Below are 12761 nucleotides of genomic sequence, written 5' to 3'. Positions count from 1 at the left end.
ACATAAGCGGGCACTTGATAATGCGGTGTGATTTTATGGATAGAGGAATTGAAAAGTAAAAAATATGTCGAAAAATGAATAAATAACACATTGCTTGCTATATAATTGAGCCACACTGTGTTTTGCTTATCATGGATTTATCTTTTGATTTATTATAGAGCATTATTTGCAATATGAAAAGCATTTAATCCGTATTATATGAAAAAAATGCCTGATATAATAATTAAAACAGGAGGTGCGTGAATATGAAAATCACATTGGAACGTTATCATGGACTTGGAAACGATTATCTGGTATATGACCCTAACAAGAATGAACTGGAATTGAATAAAGAGAATGTTGAAATGCTTTGTAATAGAAATATGGGACTTGGATCTGACGGAATCCTGGAGGGACCATTTATCGGGGAGAAACATATGTCTCTGAAAATATGGAATCCGGATGGAAGTATAGCAGAGAAGAGTGGAAACGGTGTCCGTATTTTTGCAAAATATTTAAAGGACGCGGGATATGTTCAGAAGAAGAACTATCACCTTGTAACAGACGGCGGCATGGTGGAGATCACTTATTTGAATGAGGACGGCAGCAGACTCCGTATTTCTATGGGGAAGATTTCATTCTGGAGCGATGAGGTTCCGGTGACCGGAGAACGCCGCGAGGTGATCAATGAAGACATGGTATTCGGAAGGACTCTGTATCCGGTGACCTGTGTATCAGTGGGAAATCCACACTGCGTTATTCCGATGCGCGAGATTTCGAAGCCATTGGTATGTAAGATCGGAAATTATTCAGAGGTGGCAAGATACTTCCCGGAGAGGATCAATACAGAGATCATGAAGGTGATCGACAACAATAATATTGCGATTGAAACTTTTGAGCGAGGCGCCGGGTACACGATGGCCAACGGCACAGGTGCCTGTGCCGCCGCAGGAGTTGCTTATAAATTAGGACTGACCGGGAATAAGGTGATCGTGCATATGCCGGGCGGTGAACTGCAGGTCGAGATCGACGAGAACTGGGATGTATACATGACCGGAGAAGTCTTCTATGTGGCGAAGATCTGCCTGAGCAGTGAGTTCGCGGAAAAGCTCAGAGCGATCACTCATTAAGCATCAGCATAGCGATGGCGACAGGATCTTCCTCTGCCAGAGACTGCGCACACAATAGAATATCATGAACGTAAGACTGAGGAAAATCAAGTTCGGATGCGATATCCGGGATTGATTTTCCTTTTTTGTACTGCTTGAAGATTTTTTCTACATCGGAAACCGCTTTTTGAAGTTCCGGGGTGGTTATGGAATTCTGATCTGACATGACGAAAGCCTCCTTAATAAATTTTATTTCACGTTTCTGATTGCTTTGCTTACCTATTTAGATAATAGGAACGATAAGCACAAAAAATAATGCCTACCCTGTCGGCAAACAGGATAGGCGGCTCTCTATGAGAGCTAATTAACCCTAATCCAGAAGTCTCCACCTTGTGGGCGGTTACTCTTTCTAAGTAAAATATAGCATGTGAAATTCGAAAAGTAAAGGGAAAAATAGCGGAGTCTGGTAATACACGAATGGTACGTGTGAACTATAATGTCTATCTATAATGAATCCCGCTCCAGTATACGTTTTCCTTCACAATGGTCTCCGGCAGTAATTCTACCCCGTCCAGGGCCCACTTTTTAAACTCTGTGAATCCGACCCGGTCGATGATATATCCCACATGCTCCTTTCCGCCCGGAGCGCTGCGGTCAATATATTTTTCCACAAATTTATAAGTATTCAGGATGACCTTGATGATGGTATCCTCATCCACCCATACAAGGAAGTCCTCCCCGAGGCGCGGATTTCGTTTTCCGGTGCGGCCCATGATCGTTAAGCGGTAATATTTCTGTTCACTTCTTGTGAATGCGCGGGTCGGACATTTTGTCACGCAGACACCGCAGCCCACACATTTTTCTTCATTTCTTACCACCTTATCATTTACCTTGGAAAGTGCATTCACGGAGAGCTTATCGCATCCCTTCACACAGGCGCCGCAGGTCACACATCTGTTTGGATCGTACTGCGGCATGGTCATTCCGATGATTCCAAAGTCGTGCATTCTCGCTTTGATACAGTCATTGGCGCATCCCGTCAGCGCGATCTTGAAGTGCAGATCATTCGGGAAAATGGCATTTTCGATCCGTTTTGCAAATTCTGCAGTATTGTAGTTTCCAAACGGGCAGACACGGTTGCCGATGCAGGCGGAGACGTTTCTGGTCCCGGATGCCGGGTATCCTGTGTTCGGATTGGTCTGGTTGATCCCAAGCTCCTCGATGACAGGCTGCAGCATTTCGTTTACCTTATCCATATCATTCAGAGAGATTCCCTCGATCTCGAACCCCTGGCGAGTGGTCAGGTGTACGTTTCCATTTCCATAGGTTTCAGCAATTTCCTTGATGATGCCAAGAACCTTGGCGTTACATTTCCCACCCGGTACACGCACTCTGGATGCGGTAAGACCACGCTCCTTGGAGATACGGAAGGCATTTTTTTTCACTTTTTTTGTATTGATATCCATTTTGGGCCTCCTTAATCGAATAGTTTCCTGCCCTTGGTATAGTTAAATACCGGGCCGTCCAGACAAATGTAGGTATCGTCCATCTTGCAGTGACCGCATTTCCCGAGTCCGCAGCACATCTTACGCTCCTGGGAGATCCAGATCTGTTCCTCTTTGATGCCGCGTTTTAAAAGCTCTGCCACTGTAAACTTCATCATGACCGGAGGGCCGACAACGATAGCGGTGACATTCTCCAGGTTCTGAATCTTCAGATCCGGGATGTAAGCGGTCACCATTCCTTCGTTATATCCCGGTTCCTCTGCTTTATCCACAGTGACGATCAGATCCATCTGTGTTTCCCAGTGTTTGATGCTGTCTTTAAACAAGATATCCTTCGGGGACTTAAAGCCTGCGATCACTGTCATGCCGTCTGTCTCGTCCCTATGCTCACCAAAATAGTCGATGACACCCTTGACCGGGGAGACACCGGTTCCTCCGGCAACGATGATCAGTTCTTTCCCCTTATAATCGTCTACGTTGAAGCCGTTTCCGTAAGGGCCGCGCATGAAGAGCGTCTGTCCGACCTGATTTTCAAAGATTTCATTGGTCACTTTTCCGACTCTGCGGATCGTCAGATCCACGTAATCGTCACCGATACCGCTTACGGAAATCGGAGCCTCGCCATATTTCGGGATGGAAACCTCAAAGAATTGTCCCGGTTTTACGTCTCCCACATAAGCCATGCGGAAGGTATATTCAATTTCTGTATGTTTGATCACATCTTTGATCTCTGATAAAAAAGGGATGTATTCATTACTCATCTGCGTTCCCTCCGTCTTTGATTTCACCTAATTTGCGGATGCATGCGATATAAGAAATGTATTCCGGGCAGACATCCTCGCACCTGCCGCAGCCTACACACATGTGATAGCCGAAGCGTTTTTTGTAATCATATACTTTATGTAACACCTTGAAACGCATTCGTGCTCCCTGGTCCTTCCGAAAGCTGATGTTTCCGGCCATATCGGTGAATCCGTCCACCTGGCAGGAGCACCAGACTCTTCTTCTTTCCCCGGCTTTTGGATTATCCTGGTAGAAGACATCCTGCATGCTAAAGCAGGTGCAGGTCGGACAGACAAAATTACATCTGCCGCAGCCGATACATCTTCCGGCATATTCCTCCCACAGGGGCGCATCCTGGATGTTTTCCGGCAGTGTGTCCGGGATGGATACGTTTTCTTTATTTTCGGTCACATAATCGATATTGAAGGAAGCTTCTTCGCTTGCAACATCTTCCAGAAGGGATCTCAGTTCCTCATTCTTTGCTTCCAGATAAACAGACGGACCGTCCATTTTGATGTAAGCATCATAATTGTCAGTCTGGTTTGTTCCCATGCTGACGCAGAAACAGGAATCGAAGGATTCCTTACAGCCCATCAGGACAAATCTTGTATTCTCACGCACCCTCTTATAATAAAAATCCTCGGCACCGTTTGTGAGATAGATCTCATCCAGACGTTTTAAAGCGTGCAGGTCACAGCTTCTTAAGAAGATCATTCGTTTCTTTTCCACCGGATCAGGGACCTTCATTTCTTTTTCTGTAAAATAGAGGATCGTATCAGAAATCGGAAGGAGGACCTCCTTGAAGCTGTAATCCGATTTTTTATCCCATACAATGTCAGCAAAGGAAGCGATCTTACCGTAACGGATACTGTCCGTATCGGAATAACATCCTTCTCCTTTAAAAACCATGGGGGCGTATATGTCATAGACATCAGACAGTTTCTTAAGAAGCTGATCTGCTTCTTCTTTCTTAAAAAGATTTCCCATTGTCAAATTTCCTTTCTACTATTTTTAATACAGCGCAGGTTCACAGTATAAAATATAGCAAGCTATATATTTATACGCGCTGTAAAGGGTTAAGCTTTATAAAATTCAGCCAGCTCATCCGGAAGCGGCAGGAGAAAGCGCCGGTTCCGGTAGATCAAAAGATCACGGCTGCTTAAGTTCTTACAGGCCCTGGAAACATTTTCACGGGGAGCTCCCAAAAGGTCTGCCAGGAGGTTCATCGTCAGATCGATGTCGATCTCCACCCCGTCTGCGGTCTTCACTCCGAAATCCCGGCCCAGTTTCCACAGTTTGGCTGCGATCTTTCGTTCCAGATACATGTTTCCTGTCGTATTTTTCAGCTGATGGCTCATCCTCCACAAATAGCGCTCATAGGAGTTCATAACGGCATGCATCAGCGCAGTGTCCTGATCCATCCATTTCAGAAAGCTATTCTTCGGGATCTGTAACAGGGTGGCAGGACAGACTGCTTCACAGAATACGGAAACCGGTTTGGCGTTGATGATATTGTGATTGACCAGATTCCCTTTCCCCAGTATGAAAATGATCTTGCGGTTTCCATGCTTTGTAATGTTATAGATGGAAACTTTTCCGCTTACAACGATATAAATAAAGTTCACCATATCTTTGGCGTGGAAGATGACCTCACCTTTCTCATAGGAAACAGCATGGGACTGATTCAGGATCGTCTGGATCAGGCTCCCTGGTATATCACGGAAAAAATCAAGTTTTTGGATCTCATCAATGGATATCTTTTTCATATGGGTACTCCTCATCTACAACTTATTTTTGTTTTGCGATGATGCAGTAAGGAACGGCTACAAATAGGATCCCGCCGATCATGTTGCCCAGGGTTACGACAAGGAGGTTATATGCAAATCCTCCCAGAGTAACTGCATAGGTGGATGGCTCTAAAAGCCCGACTGTTAAGAGCGTCATATTGGCAATGCTGTGTTCAAATCCTGCAGTGATGAACACGAACAGACACCAGAAGATCATGATCAGCTTGCCGGCCTCGGATTTACATTTGAAACCGCACCAAACTGCTACGCATACCAATATATTACACAAGATCCCTCTTGACAGCAATGGAAGAAATCCCGCAGCCATCTTAGCTTCAGCTGTTTTTGCCATAAATTCTGCAACAGGTCCTGCGGAAACTCCTGCCAGATGATAGATCACCCCAAGGATGACAGATCCGATCAGGTTACCGATCCAGCAGACTACCCAGAGAACTACAGTATCTTTTAAAGTAACCTCCTTGTGGATCAATCCGGTTGCCATGACAAAGTTATTTCCGGTAAAAAGTTCCGCACCCGCGATAACGACCAGGCTTAAGGCCACGCCAAATGCCGCTCCCATCACGATTTTTGTTGCAGGAGAACCGGCCGCATTCAACAGGCCGCCTGCTGTGAAGATCAGAAGTATACCGAAACCGATATACATCCCCCCGAATAATGATGCGAGGAAATACCCCAATGGATTTGTTTTCAACAGGTTTACCTTCGCTTTTGATGCATTGCATACAAGTCCTACTTCTTCTCGAAACATAATTTTCTTCACTCTTCCTTTCTTTTGTATGGATTCAATTTTCTGTATTATAACTGGGAAAAAGGAGAGGAGTCGGTGATGAATATCACACTTTGATAAAAAATAATCAAACTTTTTGGCGGGGTGAGAAGTTCAGGTTCGGATTTACAGGTCGTGTATTCAATCAAGGGTTGCGAAAATGGGTCTATGTGTGCTAACATGTGTATAACAAAAAGGCAGGTGAGGATATGCTGATAGAGATTGATTTTAACAGTGATGAGGCGATCTACATTCAACTGCGTAACCAGATCATTATGGGAATCGCGACTTCTACGATCCAGGAGGGGGATTCGCTTCCGTCTGTGAGGCAGCTTGCCGACACTGTCGGGGTGAATATGCATACAGTGAATAAGGCATACAGTGTCTTGAAGCAGGAAGGATTTATCCGGCTTGACAGAAGGCGCGGCGCGGTGATCGCTCTAGATATTGATAAGATGAAGGCCATCGGGGAGATGCGGCAGCAGCTGACCATTCTTCTGGCAAAGGGCTGCTGTAAGAATATTTCCAGGGAAGAAGTGCATAATCTGGTGGATGAGATTTTCGATGTGTACGAATGATCGTAGATGGGCAGAAAGGTAGATTGTAAAGTGACAGCGGCAGTTGAAAAGGATGTTCATTTATGGGGGGATTTCATATAGAAAGATGGATAGAAATGCAGAGAATGACAGGAGGAGAATATGCTGAATCATTATACAAAACAAGCTGAGCGTGCGATCAAGTATGCAGGTACGATGGCGAAGAAGTTAAAGCATCCGTACATCGGGACAGAACATCTGCTGCTTGGCTTAAGGAAAGAATATACAGGGGTTGCCGGACAGATACTGGCAATGAATGATGTTGATGAGGAGAAGATCCTGCATCTGATGGATGAGCTGATCGTTCCGGCTTCGGAGGAGCTGGCAAAGGAGAATCCGGTGGAGAGTCCGCGCCTTTTGTATTTGCTGGAGAACAGTGCAGTTGAAGCACAGCATCTTCATACAAAAAGCATTGGGACTGAGCATCTGCTGCTTGCGATGATCCATGATGTGGATTGTGTGGCAACGAGGGTGTTGATTACATTGAATATCAGCCTGCAGAAGATTCTGCAGGAGATTTTGAGTGCAGTAGGGATGGATCCGAAGGAGTATCAGGAAGAATCCCAGGATGATTCCCGTGGAAAAGGCGGCGCAGTGGAACAATTCTGCACAGATCTGACTGCAGAAGCTGCGGAAGGCCGTCTGGATCCGGTGATCGGACGTGAGGATGAGATTTACCGGCTGATGCAGGTTTTGAGCAGACGTACGAAAAATAATCCCTGCCTGGTCGGTGAGCCGGGTGTAGGGAAGACGGCAGTTATTGAAGGACTTGCAGCCCGGATCGCAACAGGCGTTGTTCCGGAAAATATGAAGGGGAAAAAGATTTATACCCTGGACCTGCCCGGACTGATCGCGGGGTCTAAATACCGCGGTGAGTTTGAAGAAAGGATGAAGGGGCTTATTTCCGAAGTAAAGGGCAGCGGTAATATCATTTTATTTTTGGATGAGCTGCACACCATTATTGGTGCAGGCGGTGCAGAAGGAGCCATTGATGCTTCCAGTATTTTAAAGCCGTCTCTTGCCCGTGGGGAACTGCAGCTGATCGGTGCTACGACGATTGCGGAGTACAGGAAATATATTGAAAAGGATGCGGCTCTGGAGAGGCGTTTTCAGCCGATTACGGTGGAGGAGCCTACGAAAGAACAATGCATGGAGATATTAAAGGGTCTTGCTGATAAATATGAGGCGCATCACAAGGTGCTGATCCGGGAGGATGCCCTGGATGCGGCAGTCCATTTGTCTGAGCGCTATATAACGGACCGGAATCTGCCGGATAAGGCCATTGATGTGCTGGATGAGGCGTGCTCAAGAGTCGGGATGCGCGGCTATAAGGTGCCTGAGAATCTGAAAACGCTGGAAAAGACTTTCAAGGAGCTGGCGAACCAGAAGGAAGAGTGTATTAAGGCTGGAGATTTTGCAGAAGCTTCTATACTTCATACAGAACAGAAGGAAGTAGAGAAAAAGCTGGAAAGCCTAAGAAAGCGTTTCCAAAAGAAAACTGCGTCACATCATCCAGAGGTGGGGGCAGACGATATTGCAGAGGTTGTTTCCGCCTGGACAAAGGTTCCGGTACAGAAATTGGCAGAGAGCGATACGGACAGACTGAAAAAGTTAGAACAGGTGCTCCATAAACGGGTGGTTGGCCAGGAGGAGGCTGTCAGTGCAGTTGCACGCGCAGTCAAAAGAGGCCGTGTCGGCCTGAAGGATCCAAAACGCCCGATCGGTTCCTTCCTGTTCTTAGGACCGACCGGTGTCGGAAAAACGGAACTGTCGAAAGCGCTGGCAGAGGCGTTATTTGGCAACGAGGAGTCTATGATACGTGTAGATATGTCGGAGTATATGGAGAAGCACTCCGTCTCTAAGATGATCGGTTCCCCTCCGGGATACGTTGGACATGAAGAAGGCGGACAGCTCAGCGATCAGGTACGGACGCATCCGTATTCCGTGATCTTATTTGACGAGGTGGAAAAGGCACATCCAGATGTGTTCAATATTCTTCTTCAAGTATTGGATGACGGTCATATCACGGATTCCCAGGGGCGCAAGGTAGATTTCTGTAACACAGTTATCATCATGACCTCCAATGCGGGGGCAAAGGCGATCGTGGAGCCGAAGAAGCTTGGATTCGCGGCAAAGGAGAACCCTGCCGACGATTATAAACGCATGAAGCAGAATGTGATGGATGAGGTGAAGAGTATTTTCCGTCCGGAATTCTTGAACAGAATTGACGAGATCATCGTTTTCCATGCTCTGAACGAGAGCCATATGAAGCAGATCGTAACTCTGATGTGCAGAGAATTTACAAGGCGTGTGAAGAACCAGATGAATATCACACTGACTCTGCGGGATTCTGCGAAAAAGTTTATTGTGGAAAAGGGTACGGACTCTAAATATGGTGCGCGTCCGTTAAGAAGGGCGATGCAGACAGAGCTGGAAGATAAACTGGCAGAGGCGGTCTTAAACGGTGAGGTCAAAGAAGGGGATGCTGTGGAAGCCGGAGTATCTAAAAAAGAAATTAAATTTTACCCAAAGTCCATAAATCAGTAGAAAATAAAACTGAATTATTATATAATGATAAGCGAAGCGAGAAAGCTTGTTTGTGAGTGCGATATACTGTCATACCCCACATTTCATGACGGGATACAAACAGGATGACCAACAATCTGAAATACCTAGGAGGACAAGGAAAAATGGCAACAGTAAAAGAATTATTACGCGCAGAAGAAGACGGAACACTCAGCTTTGGAGATTACACACTTGCATCTAAGACAAAACTGGAAAATTTCGAATTTGAGGGCGATATCTATAAAGTAAAGACATTTAAGGAGATCACGAAGCTTGAGAAGAACGGTATGTTCGTATACGAGTCTGTACCGGGAAGTACCGTAGAGAATTTTAGTGCAACCGATACTGAGGTGGCATTTAAAGTATCTGCGCCGGAGGATGTGCAGTTCACTCTGGAACTGGAGCCGGAGAGTGAATACGAAGTGTTCATCGATGAAGTGTCCGCGGGTAAGATGATGACTAATCTAAGCGGGAAGTTAAGTGTCAGTGTTGAATTGAGTTCAGACGACGGTGTAGTGGTAGAAGTTGTGAAGTGCTAGAAAAGTGAAGAGAAGAGGCAGGATAGCTAGAACACCTGCCTCTTTCTTTATGGAGTGATCAGACAGCGGGAAGATCTATAAGGAAAGGAATGTTATGGCAAAAGGAAAGAAGAGTGTATTTTTCTGTCAGAACTGTGGGCATGAGGAGTCAAAATGGCTTGGCCAGTGCCCGGCCTGCAGGGAATGGAATACATTTGTAGAAGAGAAGGTGAGCGGTGTTACGAAAAGTTCGTCCGCCAAGACGGCCAGGGAGACGCAGGTGGTGTCTTTGTCAGAAGTAAGTGCAGATGACCATACAAGGATGACGACCGGTATCCAGGAGCTGGACCGCGTTCTGGGGGGAGGGATCGTGCCGGGGTCTCTTGTGCTGGTCGGTGGTGATCCGGGAATAGGTAAGTCCACCCTCCTGCTTCAGGTGTGTCAGAATCTTTCACGTGAAAAGAATCTTCTCTATATATCAGGGGAGGAATCGCTGGCACAGATTAAGCTGCGGGCAAACCGTATGGGAGAATTTCATGAGAATTTAAAGCTCCTGTGTGAGACGAATCTGGAGACTATACGAACGGTAATTGAAACACAGCGGCCGGAAATGGTCATCATCGATTCTATTCAGACAATGTATAGCGAGGAAGTGTCATCTGCACCAGGAAGTGTTTCGCAGGTAAGAGAATCGACCAATGTATTTATGCAGCTTGCAAAGGGACTCGGAATTTCTATTTTTATTGTGGGCCATGTGACAAAAGAAGGGACAGTGGCAGGTCCAAGGGTTTTGGAGCATATGGTAGATACGGTGCTGTATTTTGAGGGAGACAGACATGCCTCCTATCGGATCCTCCGCGGTGTGAAGAACCGATTTGGTTCGACAAATGAGATCGGCGTATTTGAGATGCGGCAGAATGGCCTTGTGGAGGTGGAGAATCCCTCTGAGTATATGCTGAGCGGTAAGCCGGAAAATGCCTCCGGCTCTGTGGTGGCCTGCTCGATGGAAGGGACCAGACCTATTCTGATTGAAATTCAGGCGCTGGTCTGCCAAAGTAATTTCGGTCTGCCGAGACGTACGGCAGCGGGAACAGACTATAACAGAGTGAATCTTTTAATGGCTGTCCTGGAGAAGAGGATCGGGCTGCCTTTGTCCAATTATGATGCCTATGTTAATATTGCAGGCGGGATTAAGATGAATGAGCCGGCGATCGATCTTGGAATCGTGATGGCTCTTGTGTCCAGCTATAAGAACCGTCCGATCGATGAAAAGATGATCGTTTTCGGGGAAGTCGGCCTGAGCGGAGAGGTCCGTGCTGTCAATATGCCGGAACAAAGAGTTGCGGAAGCGAAAAAGCTGGGGTTTGAGACCTGTATTATACCGGAAGTGTCAAAGGATATGGTAAAAGGGATCAAAGGAATTAAGGTGATCGGTGTGAAGACGATCAATGATGCGATGAATTTATTATAAAAGGGCAGGGTGCAGAATCAGTATGTTGTGATTTTGTGAAAAAGCAGCTTCTTAAGCGTATCGATATGTGGAAAACTGTCTTGAAGAGCCGTGTTGATGTGGAAAAGTCCACAGCAGATCAGAAAAATTTGAATTGCAGTGGACTTTATTCTTACTTATAAATCTTCTGACTGGAGAATCCCCGGCCCTTGACCTCGTTGACATGGCTGATTATGATAAATGCTTTTGGATCGATATCCATTACCAGATTATTTAGTTTTACAAGCTCACGGTTAGAAATTACGGTCAGAATGATAGGCTGATTTACATTCAAATAACCTGTTTCGGCTTGTAAAAAGGTAGTACCGCGGTCGAGCTGTTTTTGAATGGTCTGGTTAATTAGTTCATACTGGGTGCTGATGATCTTGACCTGTGTCTGGGACGTACCCATCATTAGGAACTTGTCTAATATTATGGAATAGATCATGACCAGTACAATCCCATAGATGGTTTGCTCTGCATTGGAAAATGTCATCTGCAGGATCAGGATCGTGCAGTCAAAAACGTAGAGCATAGCTGATACAGACAGTCCTAATTTTTTGTTCAGCACTAATGGCGGGATATCCATACCTCCGGTTGATGCACCGGCATGGATGACAAGCCCGATTGAAAATCCGATCATGATGCCGCCGCAAATCGTACAAAGCATCCGGTCATCAGTCAGCTGAGATAATACAGGTATTTTTTGAAAAACACCGAGAATGACCGGATAGTAAAAAGTGCTGATCAAGGTGGTCAGCGCGAACCGTTTACCAAGAACGGCAGCACCCAGGATGAACATTAGTAAATTGAAGCAGAAGACAAACAATGAGATCGGGATCTGGAAGTAGTGGTTGAATGTAAGCGCCAGACCAGTAGTCCCTCCGGTAATGATGCCGCTTGGAAGGATAAACATTGTGATACCTAAAGCATAGATCGTATTTCCTAAAAATACGAAAAATAAGTTTTTTAAATATGAAGCTGACATGATTTGTACCCCCTTCGTGTTTTGGCAGTGAATTAGCAATTTACAAAGATAAAGTGAAAAAAGCAGACAACCGAAGCTGTCTGCTTTTTTCTACTATATAATGTATATGCTGCCTGTCTACAATCTGACAGGTCAAGTTTTTGAGTTCCATATAATTGTTCATTATTCTGCCACCTTTATGATGAATAGGGTAGCATAATTTATATGGAAAGTAAAGTGGGTGTTTACAATAATAGGTAAGATGCAAAATGTGTATATTATAATGTATATTATAAATATGTCGGTTTCAGACGGGGGAATACCGAGAAAATTGTTTGAATTGCATGAATAAAATAAAAAATAAGAAAATCATTGACAATTATCCTTTTAGATGATATCATAACATTCGTCGCTGACAAAGACCTGCACCAGATTGAACATGGGATGCGGAAGCACTCACCTGTGAATCTGATAAAGGAAAGCTGAAAAAGCTGATTTGTAAAATGTCGAAAAATGTGTTGACATTCACACAGCGATGTGGTAACATATTAAAGCTGTCGCAAGAGAGAACGGCCGATGAGATAAAGAGCCGGACTTGAAGCGGAAAAGAAAATGAAAAAAGTTCTTGACAAACAGCAAACGATATGATAACCTATAAAAGTTGCTGCTGACGACA

Annotated in this window: 12 protein-coding genes; 5 read left to right on the top strand and 7 right to left on the bottom strand. The window is 45.3% G+C overall.

The features are described 5' to 3' along the window. Nucleotides 1-245 precede the first annotated feature (245 nt). Entirely contained in the window at nt 246-1109 is an 864-nt protein-coding gene (gene dapF, locus AC4OGX_RS19920; protein ID WP_493332532.1) for a diaminopimelate epimerase, read from the top strand. Here the strand turns inward: dapF and AC4OGX_RS19915 are convergent. From AC4OGX_RS19915 to AC4OGX_RS19890, 6 genes are all read right to left on the bottom strand, one after another. Continuing rightward, nucleotides 1099-1314 carry a hypothetical protein gene (locus tag AC4OGX_RS19915; RefSeq protein ID WP_493332531.1) on the bottom strand — a complete coding sequence of 72 codons (216 nt, stop codon included), beginning with the start codon at nt 1312-1314 and terminating at the stop codon, nt 1099-1101. The two genes, dapF and AC4OGX_RS19915, sit on opposite strands and share 11 nt — an antisense overlap. Nucleotides 1315-1588: 274 nt before the next feature. After that, the gene (asrC, locus tag AC4OGX_RS19910; RefSeq protein WP_493332530.1) at nt 1589-2554 is read right to left on the bottom strand and encodes a sulfite reductase subunit C; all 966 of its coding nucleotides are present in this window, start codon (nt 2552-2554) and stop codon (nt 1589-1591) included. An 11-nt stretch (nt 2555-2565) separates the two neighbouring features. Further along, nucleotides 2566-3354, bottom strand: a complete 789-nt coding sequence (asrB, locus tag AC4OGX_RS19905; protein ID WP_493332529.1) for an anaerobic sulfite reductase subunit AsrB — start codon at nt 3352-3354, stop codon at nt 2566-2568. Continuing rightward, complete coding sequence (gene asrA / locus AC4OGX_RS19900) at nt 3347-4363, bottom strand: anaerobic sulfite reductase subunit AsrA (RefSeq protein WP_493332528.1); 1017 nt, start codon at nt 4361-4363, stop codon at nt 3347-3349. Before asrA ends, asrB begins: the two co-directional genes overlap by 8 nt. Nucleotides 4364-4452: 89 nt before the next feature. Further along, nucleotides 4453-5142 (bottom strand): Crp/Fnr family transcriptional regulator, encoded by a 690-nt coding sequence (locus AC4OGX_RS19895; RefSeq protein WP_493332526.1) that lies wholly within the window; start codon nt 5140-5142, stop codon nt 4453-4455. Nucleotides 5143-5164: 22 nt separating this feature from the next. Beyond that, the gene (locus AC4OGX_RS19890) at nt 5165-5932 is read right to left on the bottom strand and encodes a formate/nitrite transporter family protein (protein WP_493332524.1); all 768 of its coding nucleotides are present in this window, start codon (nt 5930-5932) and stop codon (nt 5165-5167) included. Between the two features lie 227 nt (nt 5933-6159). On the opposite strand from AC4OGX_RS19890, the gene AC4OGX_RS19885 reads away from it, so the two are divergent. The 4 genes from AC4OGX_RS19885 to radA all read left to right on the top strand — a co-directional run bounded on the left by AC4OGX_RS19885 (nt 6160) and on the right by radA (nt 11100). Continuing rightward, nucleotides 6160-6528, top strand: coding sequence for a GntR family transcriptional regulator (locus tag AC4OGX_RS19885; RefSeq protein WP_493332523.1), 369 nt, complete (start codon nt 6160-6162; stop codon nt 6526-6528). A gap of 120 nt (nt 6529-6648) precedes the next feature. Next, complete coding sequence (locus tag AC4OGX_RS19880; protein WP_493332522.1) at nt 6649-9093, top strand: ATP-dependent Clp protease ATP-binding subunit; 2445 nt, start codon at nt 6649-6651, stop codon at nt 9091-9093. Nucleotides 9094-9236: 143 nt separating this feature from the next. Next, nucleotides 9237-9650 carry an endosialidase gene (locus AC4OGX_RS19875; protein ID WP_493332521.1) on the top strand — a complete coding sequence of 138 codons (414 nt, stop codon included), beginning with the start codon at nt 9237-9239 and terminating at the stop codon, nt 9648-9650. Nucleotides 9651-9744: 94 nt separating this feature from the next. After that, nucleotides 9745-11100, top strand: coding sequence for a DNA repair protein RadA (radA, locus tag AC4OGX_RS19870; RefSeq protein WP_493332520.1), 1356 nt, complete (start codon nt 9745-9747; stop codon nt 11098-11100). 151 nt (nt 11101-11251) lie between these two features. Here radA and AC4OGX_RS19865 read toward each other — a convergent pair whose 3' ends face one another. Continuing rightward, entirely contained in the window at nt 11252-12106 is an 855-nt protein-coding gene (locus tag AC4OGX_RS19865; protein ID WP_493332518.1) for a YitT family protein, read from the bottom strand. Nucleotides 12107-12761 lie beyond the last annotated feature (655 nt).

The organism is Faecalicatena sp., from assembly GCF_058819085.1.
The sequence above is the reverse complement of the archived record's forward strand: the minus strand, read 5'-3'. Positions and strand labels throughout refer to the sequence as shown.

Coding starts and splice junctions, on each gene's coding strand:
- AC4OGX_RS19895 (WP_493332526.1), bottom strand. CDS start 5,142: ATGAAAAAGATATCCATTGATGAGATCCAAAAACTTGATTTTTTCCGT.
- AC4OGX_RS19885 (WP_493332523.1), top strand. CDS start 6,160: ATGCTGATAGAGATTGATTTTAACAGTGATGAGGCGATCTACATTCAA.
- asrA (WP_493332528.1), bottom strand. CDS start 4,363: ATGGGAAATCTTTTTAAGAAAGAAGAAGCAGATCAGCTTCTTAAGAAA.
- AC4OGX_RS19880 (WP_493332522.1), top strand. CDS start 6,649: ATGCTGAATCATTATACAAAACAAGCTGAGCGTGCGATCAAGTATGCA.
- AC4OGX_RS19875 (WP_493332521.1), top strand. CDS start 9,237: ATGGCAACAGTAAAAGAATTATTACGCGCAGAAGAAGACGGAACACTC.
- radA (WP_493332520.1), top strand. CDS start 9,745: ATGGCAAAAGGAAAGAAGAGTGTATTTTTCTGTCAGAACTGTGGGCAT.
- AC4OGX_RS19915 (WP_493332531.1), bottom strand. CDS start 1,314: ATGTCAGATCAGAATTCCATAACCACCCCGGAACTTCAAAAAGCGGTT.
- asrB (WP_493332529.1), bottom strand. CDS start 3,354: ATGAGTAATGAATACATCCCTTTTTTATCAGAGATCAAAGATGTGATC.
- dapF (WP_493332532.1), top strand. CDS start 246: ATGAAAATCACATTGGAACGTTATCATGGACTTGGAAACGATTATCTG.
- AC4OGX_RS19890 (WP_493332524.1), bottom strand. CDS start 5,932: ATGTTTCGAGAAGAAGTAGGACTTGTATGCAATGCATCAAAAGCGAAG.
- asrC (WP_493332530.1), bottom strand. CDS start 2,554: ATGGATATCAATACAAAAAAAGTGAAAAAAAATGCCTTCCGTATCTCC.
- AC4OGX_RS19865 (WP_493332518.1), bottom strand. CDS start 12,106: ATGTCAGCTTCATATTTAAAAAACTTATTTTTCGTATTTTTAGGAAAT.